Consider the following 15,210-nt stretch of genomic DNA (forward strand, 5'->3'; position numbering starts at 1 on the left):
AATTACATAGTGTGTATTAGGGAGTGAAAGGTGATAATTCGGGAGTGAATGGATTTTTTCATTTTATTTCATTAATGGCAAAAAACATATAAAGTTTTCACCATCTACAGAAATATGAAGAGGATTTTCTCTAAAATACTCATAAACCTGATTCAAATAATCAATTCCGAATTTTTCTCCCTGCACTCCTTCGGTTTTGGGTTGATAAGTATTCTTTACCGTGATTCCTTTTTCTTCTACTTCTATCGTAATTTCCAAGGGCTGATCTATCGTTGCAACATTATGTTTTATAGCATTTTCCGTTACAATCTGAAGAGATAAATAAGGAATCCGTTTCTTTAAACTTTCAGGGTCTTTTATGATAAGCTGAAAATTCAGTTCTTCATCAAACCTGCTTTTCAAAAGCTCCATATATTTCTGGATAAAATCAATTTCTTTGGAAACAGGTACTATATTTTCCTTTGGGGGCACAATCAGATACCTGTAGATCTTCGAAAGATTCATTGTAAACTTCTGGGCATTCTCCTTATTAATTCCAATCAACATATATAAAGAGTTCAGGGAATTGAACAGAAAATGCGGGTTGATATTATTCTTAAGCTGCTGCAGCTGGTTAATGACTTCTGCTTTATGCATTTTTTCATTCTCTATCAGCAAGAGATTTTTCTCGGACTGTATTTTTCCTTTTTCTTTGTAAGCAATACTGGTAGCCCGCTGGAATAAAATAAAAACAGTGACAATCATAAATAAAGCCGCCAGAAATATATAAATTGTATAAGCTTTTACTTTATTGATATTTTCATCTGTAATAAAGTTGACATAATTAATCACTGCATATCCATCAAAATTGTCAGTTTTCAAAGGTTTTATAAAACGCGTAACTTCCATTCCCAAATATTCTGAGTTGGCAAGACCTTCCGTATATCCTGATTTTATCTTACTGCATAAAGTGTCTTTTGCTTTAATATCTGTGAAATTGAAAACATTCTTCCCGATGTACTTTTTTTCGGGATGGGTAATGCAGATTCCTTCCTTGGTAAAAACATAAGCATAGGTATTTGAACTTTTATCTACATTGGTAAAATATTGATGAAGATCATCTAAACTTACAGTAGAACCATAATACAGAACATTTTTCTGCGGCAATATGAGAGAATCATAACTTACCCAGAACATACTGTCTTTACGGCTTATTAAAAGATCTTTGAAGTGACCGGAACCTCTATTTTTTATAGCAATAGATCCTTCTTCCTTATTTCTCTCCTTGAAAATGCCTGATAACGGATTATTACTTTCATACTTTCCCGTTTTACTGTTATCAAAATAATACCAGCTGTAGGTTAACAGGTTTCTTTTTTTATTTAAATCATTCAAAACCAGAGAATAATCTCTATAGTTCTTCAATCCGTCTTTTTGAATCAGTTCACGAAGCAGATACTGATAGTCTTCAATATTTCTGAATTCGCTTTCCACCGATTCATATTTCCTGAAGAACGTTTTTTTCGCAAAGTCTTCATTATTTTTACGGTTATCTTCAGCAATTAAATGACTTAAAATAGCAAAGGCCACTACTGCAATCAGACAGGTGGATAAAGCGGCAACGTAAATAGATTTTTGGGATAAGGCGTGTTTAAAATTAATATTCAATTTCTTCTGCATTCTATTTTCTTACACAGAAAATCTTAACAATGCTGGAGTAAAGCCTATATTTTTTTAAGATCACCTCTGTAGATAAATTATTCGTTTGCAAAGATATAACAAAGATCTGAGGACCATTGAGTGAATTAAAATTATCTTAAAATTTACACTGAGTATAACTTTTTTCTGATCAAAAATTCAGAATAAAATTATTTTCTTTCTAAAAAACAATGGAATCCTGTTGTTCCGAAATATATGCTGTTAACCTGATTAGTGAACGGTGGATTCTTTCCATCTGTTACCAACTCAAACAGGAGAGGTTGAGATTTTTTGAACTGAAAAACAGAATTCCTAATATTTCCGAGAGAATGCTTACGCTGCAGCTAAAAAAAATGGAACAGAAAAATCTGGTGATAAAACAGTATACGCGGAAGTTCCAGCCAGAGTGGAATACGAATTATCCGAAATAGGAAAAAAATTACTCCCGGTGCTTAACCAGCCGGAGATTTGGGGTAAGGAACATAAAGAATCCAAGAAAAAAATAGTCATTTTATTATGATAGAAAAGAAAACAGAGTAATCTTATCCGGCTTTAAAGAATCAGCATATAAAGACCTAAGTCTTAAAATTAGTTAATATAACTATTCAACTCCCGAATTCCATCCTTTATATTTTGAAAATTATTTATCTTCGCTTCAAATCTTATTTGAAAATGAAGAAGATCATCTCCGGGATATCTATTGTTTGTTCTATCATCATCTCTGCTCAAGAGACTATACAGTTTCAGGAACTACCTTTTAAAGAAATTATAGCAAAAGCCAAAAAAGAAAAGAAATTGGTTTTTATTGATGCGTATGCTTCCTGGTGTGGGCCATGCAAAATGATGGAAAAAAATGTTTTTCCACAGAAATCCGTGAGAGAATATTTCAATACCAACTTCATTAATGCAAGATTCGACATGGAAAAAGGAGAAGGAAGAGATCTCGCTGCCAAATTTGGTGTTCGATCTTACCCCACTTATCTTTTCCTGAACGGTGAAGGTGAGCTTGTTTCCAGAAACACTGGTTATATGGAAGAAAGCATGTTTGTAGCCATGGCTCAGGACATCAATTCACAAGGGAATAAAAAAGGTTCTCTTAAAGAAAGATTTGCCAGTGGAGAAAAAGATCCGGAATTCCTGATCAATATTATGAAGCTTAACTCTGATACAGATTATGAGTTTGCAAAAAAAGCTTCTGAAAGATATTTTGAAAATAAAAAAGCTTCTGATCCTCTTTCAAAAGAAGAAATAGGTTACATGCTATTTTTTCTGAAATCAGCAGAAGATACCAATTATAAACCTTTTATCTCCAGAAAAGCTGAGATCATCAAATACCTTCCTGAAGAGACATATAATGAATTTGATGGCCAAATAAAGCTATCAAAAATTGTAGAACAGTCCATTGATGATAAAAACAAAAAGGTGAATGATGAGTACTTCATGAAAATGGCTGAACCATTGGTAGGAAAACAAGCTGCTACAACTAAGCTCAACCAAACAAAGCTTAACTATTACGAACAAAATGCCAATTTCCCGGAATATGAAAAAGCAGCTTTGGAGTACTATAAAAATCCAGATACCTTCAATCCTGATGAGCTTTTAAGAGCTGCATGGGTATTTGTAGATCATATACAAACACAGTCCTCTTTAAAGAAGGCTACTGAATGGGCTGAAAAGTCCGTAATGAGAGGAGAAACTTCAGAAAACACCTATATCTTAGCTAAACTTTATTTCTTAACAGGAAATAAAGATATGGCAAAAAATTACGCTGAAATGTCTAGAAATATGGCAGTTCAAGCTAACAGAGATTCGAAATTAGCGGAGGAATTATTAAAACAAATAAAATAAACACTTGATGAAATACAGAGTATTAATGGGAACTTTGGCATTCCTAAGCATAGGTTCACTAAAGGCTCAAGAGCAGGAACAAAGCGAAGAGAAAAGTTTATATGTAAAAGGGAATGCTCTTTTTTTACCAATAGGAATTGTCAATCTGGGAATAGAAAAACAGATCAGTCCTAAATATACCCTTCAGGGAGATGTTTTTATCTCACCATGGAAATCTTTTGCAGGACACGAACTGCAATTTTATTCTGTTTCTGCTGAAGGAAGATATTATTTCAAAGAAGCTTTCAAGCATTGGTATATAGGAGCCAACATCTCAGTTGCTGCCTACAGAGCTGCAAAATGGAACTATTGGAATGATAATGTAAGCCAAAAAGCAGACGGAGAATATATTGTGAATTCTAATCTTTATCAAAAAGGCTACTCTGTTATGCTAGGGGTTACCGGCGGATATCAGTTTCAATTGTCTGAGCGTTGGAACCTTGACCTTTATGCAACTATAGGAACTTCACAAAGCTTTTATAAAGGGTATGACAGAACCACCGGAAGACGCTATGATGATGCAGAGAAATTTAACAAAAGCGGGGAAATTATCCCCTACAGAGGAGGTGTGATGATCTCTTACAAATTTAAATAATACAATGAAGCTATTCGGAAAAAATCATATTATCATTTCAGTGATTACTTTTGTGATCCTTTTTTTAATGAATTATCTTGGAAATGATCTCCCCGACAAAGATCAAAGAGCCTTACTAACTGCTTTCGCAGGAGTTGTAGGTTTAACGATTGGACTCTTTATATTAAATAAGGGTAAGAACGATAAAACTCCGCCCCAAAATTTTGATTAAAAGGCTGGAAGTTGGAAGACGGAAGCTGGAAGTTATTTTTAGTCATATAATTACTAAATAGTCCTTTAAAAAAGGAAAAAGTGTTTTTTATGACCATCATAACTTCCAGCTTTCAATTTTATAAATCAATATTTCTTATTCTGGGCTAGTATTCATTAATCTTCGTATACCACATATCGGGTTCTTATCTTTTCAAAATCCTCCAGATCCTTTTTCCATGAAGCTTTAATTTCCGGAATTGATTTCCCGGCAATAATCTGTTTTCTGAATTCATCAGTTCCGGAAAGAGTGTCAAACCAAAGATTTTTCAAAAAGAAATCCAACTGAGGGTTTTTATAGTTTTGGTATGCTTTAATAACCCATTCAAGATTCAGTTCTCTTAAATCCTTAGGATAGTTGGAAAGATCTTCACCATAACACAGTTTCCCATTCAAAAATGGATCTTTAGCCCCATAACTTGGTTTTGGAGTAAACTTATAGGGAAGATTCTCAGTCCATGGTGAACCATAGATCTGGAAAGGCTGATCTGTACCTCTTCCCACGGAAACCTGAGTTCCTTCAAAGAAGCATAAACTTGGATATAAATTAATTGCTTTATCATTCGGCAAATTCGGAGATGGCTTATCCAATATCGGATATCTCTGTTTTTTGTGATAGTTCTTCATCTGGACCAAAGTATATTTCGCCTGAACTCCATTTTTCAGCCACTTCTCTCCATTCACCATTTTTCCATATTCCCCAATAGTAAGCCCATATACTACCGGAACTTCGTGCATTCCCACGAAACTTGTCCATTTCTTTTTCAAAACAGGGCCGTCAGTATAGCCATCATGTGGGTTAGGACGATCTAAAACCATTACTTCAACATTATTTTCAGCACCCGCTTCCATAAGATAAGTCAAAGTAGAAATATAAGTATAGAATCTCACCCCTACATCCTGAATATCAAAAACCACAAGATCTATTCCTGCCAATTGTTCGGGTTTCGGTTTTTTATTACTCGCATACAGGGAAACAATTGGAATTCCGGTCTTCACATCTACTCCGTTTTTTACTTTAGCTCCTGCATCTGCATCACCTCTGAAACCATGTTCAGGTGCAAAAATAGCTTTAATCTTTACTCCGTTTTTCACTAAAAAATCGACCAAATGAGTTCTATCCCTCATCAAACCCGTTTGGTTCGTCACCACTCCAATGGTTTTTCCCTTCAATAAAGGTAAATAAAGTTCAGGTTGATCTGCGCCGGTTTTAAAATCCGGTTGAACTTGAGTTTGAGAATAATATTGGTTGAATACTCCTAAAAAAATTAGGCAAATCAGAAGTAAATTTTTAATTTTGAAATCTAAATTCATAAGCTTGAAGTTTCCTTTATATTTCTCTAGAAAAATAGCATTTTCCAAAGATAACAAAAATAACCTTTCTCGGGTTATCATCTTCATTGGCAGGCTTTCTGTAGCACTGGGAATCATTGTTTCTCTGATTACCGTAGCCACCGGATTCGGTTCCAAAAAAGCTATTAAAGAGAGACTCGCAGATTTCAGCGGACATATTACAGTACGATCTACCCGATCCAATTCTTCTTATAACACCTCGGTTTTAGATAATCAGGGATTGAATATTGCCAAGATCAAGGAACTTCCGGATGTAGAAACCACTCAAAAATATGTAACCGTTACCGGGATTATGCGTAATGAGCATAATTTTGCAGGCATTATATTTAAAGGAATCGGAAAGGATTTTGATAGTTTAAGGTTTAAGAAATTCCTTATTGCCGGAACTACTCCCAAGGTAACAGAAGTAGGCTTTAATAGTGATGTGGCAGTTTCACAAAAAATAGCCAACGATCTTCACCTTAAAGTTAATGACAGTATTGTTACGGTATTTTTAAAAGCCGATCAGAAACCTCTTTACCGTAAGTTTAAAATTATCGGAATTTATAGAACGGATATTAAACTTATTGATGAACAATTTGTGATTGGTGGAATTAACCATGCAAGAAAGATTCAGGATATGAAACCTGATGAGATCGGGGGCATTGATATTTTCCTGAAAAACGTTAATGATATTGACAAGGATTTCCCTGACATTGAAAAGCTAATCGGTTATAAAAACTATGCTGAAAAAGCTACTGAAAAGTTCCCACAAATTACGGACTGGATCAGCATTTTCGATACCAATATCGCTCTGATCATCATCATTATGCTGATTGTAGTGGTTATCAATATTATTATGGTTCTTCTTATCCTGATTATTGAAAGAACCAATTCCATCGGTTTGCTTAAAACTTTAGGAGCAAGTAACGCACAGATCAGGGCTACTTTTATCAATTATACCCTTATCATTATGATTCCGGGGCTTTTATATGGTAATGCCATCGGTTTGGGATTAATTCTTATTCAGAAATTCTTTGGGGTTATTAAACTTAATCCGGAAAATTACTACGTAAGTACTGTTCCGGTAGATCTTAACCCTATCGCCATTGTTTCCATTTCATTAGGAATTTTGGCCATATCTGCTCTTGCCTTAATTATTCCGAGTTATCTAATCAGTAAGATTTCTCCGGTGAAAGCTATTAAATACAATTAACCTTATTATTGGATTTAAAAAATTAAGCTTTTAATCATTTGTTTTGAACTGCAATCACACCTGATCTCAATACGGATAATTTTAAAAGCATTATCTTTGCACCGCATATAAAACATTTATGAAATACGCAAAAAATATCCTTGAAACTATAGGAAACACACCATTGGTAAAACTTAACAATGTATTGGGTGAAGATTTTCCAGCATTAGTTTTAGCAAAAGTTGAGACATTCAACCCTGGGAATTCTGTAAAGGACAGAATGGCTCTTAAAATGATCGAAGATGCCGAAAAAGACGGCAGACTAAAACCTGGAGGAACTATCATTGAAGGGACTTCCGGAAATACAGGAATGGGATTGGCATTAGCTGCTATCATCAAAGGTTACAAATGTATCTTTGTTACCAACTCCAAGCAATCTAAAGAAAAGTGTGACATTCTTCGCGCTGTAGGTGCTGAAGTAATTGTTTGCCCTACTGATGTAAAACCTACGGATCCACGTTCATATTATTCAGTATCTAAAAGGCTGGCTAAAGAAACAGAAAATGGATGGTATGTAAACCAATATGACAACTTATCTAACAGAACAGCTCACTATGAGTCTACAGCCCCTGAGATCTGGGAACAGACAGAAGGGAAACTGACTCACTTTGTAGCAGGAGCCGGAACAGGAGGTACCGTTACAGGATGTGGAACATTCTTCAAGGAAAAAAATAAAGATATTAAAGTAATTGGGGTTGATACATACGGTTCTATTCTTAAAGAATTCCATGAAACCGGAGAATTACATTACGATCACGCTTATACTTATATCACTGAAGGAATTGGTGAAGACATCATTCCTGAAAACTATGATATGTCTGTTATCGATCACTTTGAAAAAGTAACGGATAAAGACGGAGCAATCTATGCAAGAAAACTGGCTAAAGAAGAAGGTATTTTCTGCGGATATTCTGCCGGAAGCGCTATAGCATCATTGATTCAGATGAAAGATCAGTTCACTAAAGATGATGTTATCGTAGTATTACTTCACGATCATGGTTCAAGATATGTAGGAAAAATCTACAATGACGAATGGATGAAGGAAATGGGCTGGCTGGACTAAGCGAGAACACAACATTATAAAAATAAAAAATCAGAGCAAATGCTCTGATTTTTTTATGATTGAATTTTATCTTTCAAAATGGTCTTCAGCAAAGAATAATCTCTTTCGTTCATTGATTTTCTGGGAAATATATAGCTGTATTTTCCTTCAAGAGAAATGAAATCATGATTGCTGTCAAAAGACTCAAAGTCTTTCCATTCGCTGGTTTCTTTTTCACCATCAATATTGACTGTAAAAAAATTCTGTTCAATTCTGATTTCGTAGATCTTACATTTTTCCAACGTGTTCAGGTAATAATTAACCTGTTTTTTCCATCTTGAAACTTTATTGACACTTACAGATAAGAAAACAGCACAAAGTAAAAGTATAAAACTCAAAAAATATAAAATTCCCTGGCTTTCTTTACTCAAACTGCCTTTTAACAGAAATGCAATCAATAAAATAACCGCTGCAGCAATAGTTGTTATGGTTTTGCTTTTTGTAGTAGGAGAAAAAAGCAGACTGCCCTGATTTCCGCTAAAATAAATATCTTCAAAAATCTTTCTCTCAGGTTTTAATGTAATCACTTTTTCCTCGCTCATAATACATGGTTGCTTTAAAAAGCTACAAAACTAAGCTAAATATCTTCATATTGGTCATTGATTGCTGAAAGTTTGTTCATAAGATCTCTGTTTCTTCGTTTTAAAGCCTCCAGTTTTTTCAGCATATTATGAATAACTTCCAGGCCCGGAAGATTGATTTCGAGGTCATAATGCCAATTGGCAAATTTTTCCAGATCCGGCAGGTCTTCATACATCAGATAATGAGTATCATCTTCAACATGAATAGTTAGCAGACCATAGTCTACAAGCTCATCAAAAAAGGTGATTTCTATATTGTATATTCTTACGAGTTCTTCTCGTGATATTCTTTCACTCATCGCCTAGGAATTTTTAAGTTGTTCAAAAAGCTCTTTCTGCTTATCGGTAAGGTTGGTAGGCAGCTTCACTTCGTAGGTTACAAAAAGATCGCCACGCTCGCCTTCTTTCTTATAGACAGGAAAACCTTTTCCTTTCAGTCTTACAGTCATTCCGCTTTGGGTTTCCGGCTTTACTTTAAGGTTAACACTTCCATCCAGAGTATTTACCTTTACGTCACCTCCTAAAACTGCGGTATACAAATCAATAGTAACCTTGGATTTAAGATCATCCCCCACTCTTTCAAAATCAGGATCTACAGGAATATTGAACATGATGTAGAGATCCCCGTTTGGACCGCCATTCACTCCCGGATTTCCATGACCTTTTAATTTTATTTTCTGTCCATCATACACTCCGGCAGGAATGGTAATTCTTACTTTTTTGCCATTGATTTCAAAAGTTTGCGGATGAGTTACCGCAGCATCTCTCAGATTCAGGGTTAGTTCTGCTTGTACATCCTGCCCTTTAAACTTTCCGGAAGCTCTTCCTCGTGAGCTTTTGCCAAAGCCACCTGCTCCTGCTCCACCAAACATATTTTGGAAGAAATCTGAAAAGTCTTCGCCTTCACCAAAGTCTGCACCGGAGTAACCACCATTGTAATTCTGTTGTTGATACTGTCTTTGCTGCTGTTGAGCTTTTTCATATTCCTCACCATGCTTCCAGTTTTCTCCATACTTATCGTACTTTGTACGGTTTTCAGGATTACTGAGAACTTCATTGGCTTCGTTTAGCTCTTTGAATTTTCTTTCTGATTCTTTATCATCAGGATTAAGGTCCGGATGCAGCTTTCTGGCCAATTTCCGGTAAGCCTTTTTGATATCATCCTGGGTTGCGCTTTTATCTACGCCTAAAATTTTATAGTAATCTATATAAGCCATAGAAACGATATTTACTCAAATTTATGAATTTTAGGTCTGAAAATTGCATAACAAAGTGTTAAAAATAAACCTATCTTTGATAAAAACTACTGCATGAAAGAGGTACTTAAAAACTACTCCGGAATCCTATTTCTACTTCTGGGAATTACTATTGGAAGCATTATAGGAATTGTTGCTCCTGGTTTTGTAGAATACATTAAACCTTTGGGAGATATTTTCCTAAATCTTCTTTTTGTAAGTGTTGTACCTCTGGTATTCTTTGCAGTATCCAATTCTATTTCTTCTCTGGAACAGCAATCTAAATTCGGAAAGATTATTCTTATTATGGCGCTTACCTTTCTGTTTTTTATTCTTACCGCTGCTATTTTCACCATCTGTGCAGTTTACCTGTTTCCGGTTTCCGGGGTTTCCGGAAGTTCCGATATGATTACAGAAGCTGCAAATGAAGACAGCTGGGGAAATAGAATTGTAAGCTTCTTTACCGTGGGAGAATTCACCGCTTTGTTTTCCAGACAGAATATGTTGGCACTTCTTATTTTTGCTTTCATGACCGGATTTGCAGCCAGAAAAACAGGCGAAGTTGGAAAGCCTTTCAGGATTTTTATAGCCTCAGGATATGAAGTGATGAAGGAACTTCTTCTATTAGTAATGAAGCTGGCACCTATTGGTTTGGGAGCTTATTTCGCCTATCAGGTTGCGACATTAGGACCACAACTTTTTGGTTTTTATGCGAAACCTTTAGGGTTGTATTATATTGCCGGAATTATTTATTTTCTTGTTTTCTTTTCCATTTATGCCTTTATGGCAAGCGGCCGGAAGGGTGTTAAAAGTTTTTGGACCAATGCCATCTATCCTACTCTTACTGCTATAAGTACCTGCAGCAGTTTTGCAACTATGCCTGCTAATTTACAGGCCGCTTCTAAGATCGGAATCCCAAATTCCATTGCCAATTTGGTAATTCCTATTGGGACAACCCTGCATAAGAATGGGTCTTCAATGTCTTCAATTATCAAAATTTATGTGGCTTTTTTAATCATTGGAAAAGACTTTTTTGATCCTGCCAATTTACTTCTAGCCTTAGGAATTACCGTATTTGTAAGTATTGTAGCAGGTGGAATTCCTAATGGTGGATATATTGGGGAAATGCTGATGATCTCGGTATACAAATTACCTCAGGAAGCTATTCCGGCAGTGATGATTATCGGAACATTGGTAGATCCTTTGGCTACGGTTCTTAATTCTGTGGGAGATATTGTTGCTGCGATGTTTGTTAACCGGTTTGTGAAGGATTGATGATAATTTCCAGCTATATTCTATTAAAAATGAACTCGTTTCTGAAAAATATTGGGCTTTATGATGGCTTTAAAGTGAAAGTTAATATCAGTACATCAGAATTGATCCATAGATTAGGGAAAATTACTTATAAAACGAATAGATCTTTTATATCATTGGAAAAAGATTCTACAATTCCCAAAAGATTTGAGTACAGAGGAATAATCAAAGAGAACAGTTTCATCATTAAAAGAAGAAGACATTTCTTTGATTTCAATATTAATAGTCCTGTACTTCATGGAACTATTTCAAATGAGAATAATCAATTATCTGTCTCAATAAACCTTTTTCCATCAGTATTTCAATTTTTTAATTGTATTGTCATTCTTTGTTTTTTCCTTATAGCGATCTTTGTTAATATAAGAGACAATCAACAGGATTTGATGTTCTTAGCCATAGTTTCAGTAATATCTATTACTCAATACTTTGGTTTGAGAAGAGGAATTTCAAAAGGTAAATATGAATTTGAAAGAGAGCTTATTTATCTCGCACAGAAATCTTAAAGCTCTTTTAATTCATTCACTTCGTTGTACCGGCTCCAGGTTTTCATATTCTTTGGGGGTAAAAAGTCTGTACAGCACTTTGAATGTCTTTCCTAGAGGAGTTTCCAATGAGAAGCCTCCCGGGCCGAAACCGTCAGTTACATCCAGGGTAAAATGGGAGTATTTCCAGTATTCAAAAAGGTCACGATCTATCCAGAATTCATGTCCGTTAATGGTTCCGATCATGGCATCATTCATTCTTGGAAAAAAGCCTCCTTTTTCGAAGCATTGTGGTTGTGTCCCTTCGCAGCAGCCCCCTGCCTGATAAAACATCAGTGCACCATATTTTTCTTCAAGCTCACGGATGACTTCAAGGGCTTTTTCTGTTGCGGAAAGTCTTGCTGTTTTTGTTTTCATCTCTATTATTTTAGCCTCATAAAACCTATCTTTTTATAAAAGATCCCGGTAAAATATTTTTTAACCGGGATCAATAACATCATTATTTAATTTGAACCTGCAATATCCAATACTATTCTGCCATCAATCTGGCCTTTTTTCATCTTATCGAAAACGTCATTAATATCTTCTAATTTCGCAGAAGTTACTGTAGCTTTTACAAGACCTTCATTAGCAAAATCCAATGCTTCCTGCAAATCTTTTCTGGTTCCTACGATAGATCCTCTTACCGTAATTCGTTTTAAAACGGTTTCAAAAATTGGAAGTTCAAATGATCCGGGAGGCAGTCCGTTAAGAGCAATTGTCCCTTTTCTTCTTAAAACATCTATTCCCTGCTTAAAAGCTATGGGTGAGACAGCAGTAATTAACGCACCATGCATTCCTCCTACTTCTTTATGCAGATATTCACCTGGATCTGTATTTTTTGCATTAACGACCAGGTCTGCACCTAATTTTTTTGCCAAATCAAGCTTATCATCCGCAACATCAATGGCAGCAACATGCATGCCCATTGCTTTAGCATATTGAACTGCTACGTGGCCCAGGCCTCCTATCCCTGAAATAGCAACCCATTCTCCGGGCTTGGTTTCAGTTTCTTTTAGTCCTTTATACACTGTTACTCCGGCACACAATATAGGAGCAATTTCAAGAAAATTCACATTTGATTTTAGATGCCCTACATATCTAGAATCCGCTATTACATATTCTGCAAATCCACCGTCTACGCTATATCCTCCATTCTTTTGAGCTTCACAAAGTGTTTCCCATCCTGTAATACAGTAATCGCAACAACCACAGGCGCTGTAAAGCCATGGAACTCCTACTGCATCTCCTTCTTTTACGAAAGCTTCAGGTCCGCAAGCGACTACAATACCCACCCCTTCATGCCCCGGAATAAGCGGCATTTTGGGTTTTACAGGCCAATCTCCATCTACAGCATGTAAATCTGTGTGGCAAACACCACAGGCAATTACCTTTACAAGCACTTCATATCTTCCGGGTTCTCTTACAGGAACTTCTTCTATTTTTAGGGGCTGTCCGTAGCCTTGAACTACTGCAGCTTTCATTGTTTTTGGGATCATATTTTATTTTTTGAATGAGTTTTTATCAGGGTTATTTTGAGTTATTATCCAATTGCCTTTTAAAGAAATTTATATTTTTTAGTGTAAAAGATGAGTATGCAAAGACAATATACCTCCTGCGTGAGGGATAGTAAGGGCGGCGAGGCACGAGCCGGTGCGGAATGCAATGAAGCACCGAAACGAAGTGAAGCCCTGCATAGCCCGACCGTTTGCCTTGGAAAAAGCCAAGGCAAATCGGGCACGTCCTACATAATATTAAAAGAAACCTAACTTATTTTTATTATAGGAGATCAGCATATTTTTGGTCTGGCGATAATGGTCCAGCATCATTTTATGATTCTCTCTTCCTATCCCGGATTGTTTATATCCTCCAAAAGGAGCTCCTGCAGGATATGAATGATATTGGTTCACCCAAATTCTTCCTGCTTCAATCTGACGCGGGATATTGTACAATTGATGGGCATCTCTTGTCCATACTCCTGCTCCAAGGCCATAAATAGTATCATTGGCAATTTTTACGGCCTCTTCTTCATCCTTAAAGGTAGTGAAAGCCAATACAGGACCGAAGATTTCCTCCTGAAAAATTCTCATTTTATTATTTCCTTTGAAGATCGTAGGCTGAATATAGAATCCATCTTCCAGATCTTCTCCAAGATGGTTCACATCTCCTCCTACCAATACTTCAGCACCTTCATCTACCCCAAGTTGGATATAGGAAAGTATCTTTTCTTTTTGAATTTTTGAAGCCTGTGCTCCCATCATAACAGTTTTATCCAGCGGATTTCCTACTTTGATTGCTTTTACCCTTTCAATTACTCTTTCGATGAAAGCATCTGCTATTCCTTCCTGAACCAATAGTCTTGAGGGACACGTGCAAATCTCTCCCTGATTTAGTGCAAAAAGAACAGCACCTTCAATGGCTTTATCCAAGAATTCATCATCAGCATCCATCACGGAGTTGAAAAAAACATTAGGTGATTTTCCACCTAACTCCAACGTTACAGGGATAATATTTTCGGTAGCATACTGCATTACCATACGTCCTGTAGCTGTAGATCCTGTGAAAGCTGCCTTAGATACTTTAGGATTAGTTACCAGAGCTCTTCCCAATTCTGCTCCAAAACCATTCACTATATTCACTACCCCTGCAGGTAGTAAGTCACCAATTAACTCCATTAAGATCATGATAGAAACGGGAGTGCTTTCCGCAGGTTTTAAAACAACACAGTTTCCGGCAGCTATTGCCGGAGCAAGCTTCCAGGTTGCCATAAGAATTGGGAAGTTCCACGGAATGATCTGTGCTATTACTCCCAAAGGTTCATGAACGATCAAGGAAACGGTATCTTTATCCAGTTCATTGTGTGATCCTTCTTCTGCACGGATCACGGATGCAAAATACCTGAAATGATCAATAGCCAGCGGAAGATCTGCAGCTAATGTTTCTCTGACTGCTTTACCGTTATCAATGGTTTCTACAGTAGCCAGGTATTCTAAATTCTGCTCTATTCTGTCTGCAATTTTATTAAGAATAATACTTCTTTCTGTAGCTGAGGTATTTTTCCAGGTCTGGAATGCTTTATCTGCAGCATCTACGGCCAGTTCCAGATCTTCTTTGGATGAATGAGCCACCTGGGTAAAATTCTTACCGTCAACGGGTGATACTACATCAAAATACTGTCCTTTAACGGGGGGAGTAAATTTTCCGTCAATATAATTATCATATCTGCTTTTGAACTCGGGACGCTGTAAAAGCGTAGTTGATTTTGGTTCTGTAAGAGTGCTCATATTAGTATGTTTTAATTTTTCGATACAGCCAAATTACACGGATGTGTAAAAAACCTATAGCACAATCGTATAAAAAAAGTGCAGAATAGTACAGAAGTCTAATTTTAGTATTTTATTAACAGCAACGTTGAGTCAAATTTTCTATATTTGAGTTACCAGTTTTATAAAAATATTTAGA

The 15,210-nt window shown here is 36.1% G+C and carries 15 protein-coding genes and 1 pseudogene; 8 read left to right on the forward strand and 8 right to left on the reverse strand.

Translation table 11 applies throughout. The annotated features are described in order from the left end of the window. Positions 1 to 63: 63 nt before the first annotated feature. Positions 64 to 1,659 (reverse strand): histidine kinase, encoded by a 1,596-nt coding sequence (locus CHSO_RS19545; RefSeq protein WP_045499819.1) that lies wholly within the window; start codon positions 1,657 to 1,659, stop codon positions 64 to 66. A gap of 209 nt (positions 1,660 to 1,868) precedes the next feature. Here CHSO_RS19545 and CHSO_RS19550 point away from each other — a divergent pair. The 4 genes and pseudogenes from CHSO_RS19550 to CHSO_RS19565 all read left to right on the forward strand — a co-directional run bounded on the left by CHSO_RS19550 (position 1,869) and on the right by CHSO_RS19565 (position 4,370). After that, a pseudogene (locus CHSO_RS19550) lies at positions 1,869 to 2,197 on the forward strand (winged helix-turn-helix transcriptional regulator). 152 nt (positions 2,198 to 2,349) lie between these two features. Further along, a complete protein-coding gene (locus tag CHSO_RS19555; protein WP_045499821.1) occupies positions 2,350 to 3,525 on the forward strand; it encodes a thioredoxin family protein in 1,176 nt (391 codons plus the stop codon). A gap of 7 nt (positions 3,526 to 3,532) precedes the next feature. Continuing rightward, on the forward strand, positions 3,533 to 4,159 hold the full coding sequence (locus tag CHSO_RS19560) for a DUF3575 domain-containing protein (RefSeq protein ID WP_045499823.1): 627 nt from the start codon (positions 3,533 to 3,535) through the stop codon (positions 4,157 to 4,159). A 4-nt stretch (positions 4,160 to 4,163) separates the two neighbouring features. Then, a complete protein-coding gene (locus CHSO_RS19565) occupies positions 4,164 to 4,370 on the forward strand; it encodes a hypothetical protein (RefSeq protein WP_045499825.1) in 207 nt (68 codons plus the stop codon). Between the two features lie 155 nt (positions 4,371 to 4,525). Here the strand turns inward: CHSO_RS19565 and CHSO_RS19570 are convergent, their stop codons facing one another. Continuing rightward, complete coding sequence (locus CHSO_RS19570) at positions 4,526 to 5,722, reverse strand: exo-beta-N-acetylmuramidase NamZ domain-containing protein (RefSeq protein ID WP_045503003.1); 1,197 nt, start codon at positions 5,720 to 5,722, stop codon at positions 4,526 to 4,528. A gap of 4 nt (positions 5,723 to 5,726) precedes the next feature. On the opposite strand from CHSO_RS19570, the gene CHSO_RS19575 reads away from it, so the two are divergent. Together CHSO_RS19575 and CHSO_RS19580 are read left to right on the forward strand one after the other, a co-directional pair. Further along, on the forward strand, positions 5,727 to 6,956 hold the full coding sequence (locus CHSO_RS19575) for an ABC transporter permease (protein ID WP_045499827.1): 1,230 nt from the start codon (positions 5,727 to 5,729) through the stop codon (positions 6,954 to 6,956). Between the two features lie 118 nt (positions 6,957 to 7,074). Next, entirely contained in the window at positions 7,075 to 8,058 is a 984-nt protein-coding gene (locus CHSO_RS19580) for a PLP-dependent cysteine synthase family protein (protein ID WP_045499829.1), read from the forward strand. Between the two features lie 53 nt (positions 8,059 to 8,111). Here CHSO_RS19580 and CHSO_RS19585 read toward each other — a convergent pair whose 3' ends face one another. The 3 genes from CHSO_RS19585 to CHSO_RS19595 are packed head-to-tail and all read right to left on the reverse strand — an operon-like array spanning position 8,112 to position 9,895. Further along, the gene (locus CHSO_RS19585) at positions 8,112 to 8,639 is read right to left on the reverse strand and encodes a hypothetical protein (RefSeq protein ID WP_045499831.1); all 528 of its coding nucleotides are present in this window, start codon (positions 8,637 to 8,639) and stop codon (positions 8,112 to 8,114) included. A 35-nt stretch (positions 8,640 to 8,674) separates the two neighbouring features. Beyond that, a complete protein-coding gene (locus CHSO_RS19590) occupies positions 8,675 to 8,977 on the reverse strand; it encodes a chaperone modulator CbpM (protein WP_045499833.1) in 303 nt (100 codons plus the stop codon). 3 nt (positions 8,978 to 8,980) lie between these two features. Then, positions 8,981 to 9,895: a DnaJ C-terminal domain-containing protein gene (locus CHSO_RS19595; protein WP_045499835.1), complete on the reverse strand. Its 915-nt coding sequence runs from the start codon at positions 9,893 to 9,895 to the stop codon at positions 8,981 to 8,983. Between the two features lie 93 nt (positions 9,896 to 9,988). Between CHSO_RS19595 and CHSO_RS19600 the strand changes: the two genes are divergently transcribed. Together CHSO_RS19600 and CHSO_RS19605 are read left to right on the forward strand one after the other, a co-directional pair. After that, positions 9,989 to 11,188 (forward strand): dicarboxylate/amino acid:cation symporter, encoded by a 1,200-nt coding sequence (locus tag CHSO_RS19600; RefSeq protein ID WP_045499837.1) that lies wholly within the window; start codon positions 9,989 to 9,991, stop codon positions 11,186 to 11,188. A 29-nt stretch (positions 11,189 to 11,217) separates the two neighbouring features. Further along, on the forward strand, positions 11,218 to 11,730 hold the full coding sequence (locus tag CHSO_RS19605; protein WP_144428991.1) for a hypothetical protein: 513 nt from the start codon (positions 11,218 to 11,220) through the stop codon (positions 11,728 to 11,730). A 12-nt stretch (positions 11,731 to 11,742) separates the two neighbouring features. Here CHSO_RS19605 and CHSO_RS19610 read toward each other — a convergent pair whose 3' ends face one another. The 3 genes from CHSO_RS19610 to CHSO_RS19620 all read right to left on the reverse strand — a co-directional run bounded on the left by CHSO_RS19610 (position 11,743) and on the right by CHSO_RS19620 (position 15,032). Continuing rightward, a complete protein-coding gene (locus CHSO_RS19610) occupies positions 11,743 to 12,126 on the reverse strand; it encodes a DUF779 domain-containing protein (protein WP_045499841.1) in 384 nt (127 codons plus the stop codon). An 86-nt stretch (positions 12,127 to 12,212) separates the two neighbouring features. After that, positions 12,213 to 13,247, reverse strand: coding sequence for an alcohol dehydrogenase AdhP (adhP, locus tag CHSO_RS19615; protein WP_045499843.1), 1,035 nt, complete (start codon positions 13,245 to 13,247; stop codon positions 12,213 to 12,215). 255 nt (positions 13,248 to 13,502) lie between these two features. Beyond that, on the reverse strand, positions 13,503 to 15,032 hold the full coding sequence (locus CHSO_RS19620; protein ID WP_045499845.1) for an aldehyde dehydrogenase family protein: 1,530 nt from the start codon (positions 15,030 to 15,032) through the stop codon (positions 13,503 to 13,505). Positions 15,033 to 15,210 lie beyond the last annotated feature (178 nt).

It is taken from the genome of Chryseobacterium sp. StRB126, assembly GCF_000829375.1.
In the GTDB taxonomy this organism is placed as follows: Bacteria; Bacteroidota; Bacteroidia; order Flavobacteriales; family Weeksellaceae; genus Chryseobacterium.

Coding starts and splice junctions, on each gene's coding strand:
- CHSO_RS19620 (WP_045499845.1), bottom strand. CDS start 15,032: ATGAGCACTCTTACAGAACCAAAATCAACTACGCTTTTACAGCGTCCC.
- CHSO_RS19600 (WP_045499837.1), top strand. CDS start 9,989: ATGAAAGAGGTACTTAAAAACTACTCCGGAATCCTATTTCTACTTCTG.
- CHSO_RS19560 (WP_045499823.1), top strand. CDS start 3,533: ATGAAATACAGAGTATTAATGGGAACTTTGGCATTCCTAAGCATAGGT.
- CHSO_RS19605 (WP_144428991.1), top strand. CDS start 11,218: ATGAACTCGTTTCTGAAAAATATTGGGCTTTATGATGGCTTTAAAGTG.
- CHSO_RS19595 (WP_045499835.1), bottom strand. CDS start 9,895: ATGGCTTATATAGATTACTATAAAATTTTAGGCGTAGATAAAAGCGCA.
- CHSO_RS19610 (WP_045499841.1), bottom strand. CDS start 12,126: ATGAAAACAAAAACAGCAAGACTTTCCGCAACAGAAAAAGCCCTTGAA.
- adhP (WP_045499843.1), bottom strand. CDS start 13,247: ATGATCCCAAAAACAATGAAAGCTGCAGTAGTTCAAGGCTACGGACAG.
- CHSO_RS19565 (WP_045499825.1), top strand. CDS start 4,164: ATGAAGCTATTCGGAAAAAATCATATTATCATTTCAGTGATTACTTTT.
- CHSO_RS19545 (WP_045499819.1), bottom strand. CDS start 1,659: ATGCAGAAGAAATTGAATATTAATTTTAAACACGCCTTATCCCAAAAA.
- CHSO_RS19555 (WP_045499821.1), top strand. CDS start 2,350: ATGAAGAAGATCATCTCCGGGATATCTATTGTTTGTTCTATCATCATC.
- CHSO_RS19580 (WP_045499829.1), top strand. CDS start 7,075: ATGAAATACGCAAAAAATATCCTTGAAACTATAGGAAACACACCATTG.
- CHSO_RS19590 (WP_045499833.1), bottom strand. CDS start 8,977: ATGAGTGAAAGAATATCACGAGAAGAACTCGTAAGAATATACAATATA.
- CHSO_RS19570 (WP_045503003.1), bottom strand. CDS start 5,722: ATGAATTTAGATTTCAAAATTAAAAATTTACTTCTGATTTGCCTAATT.
- CHSO_RS19585 (WP_045499831.1), bottom strand. CDS start 8,639: ATGAGCGAGGAAAAAGTGATTACATTAAAACCTGAGAGAAAGATTTTT.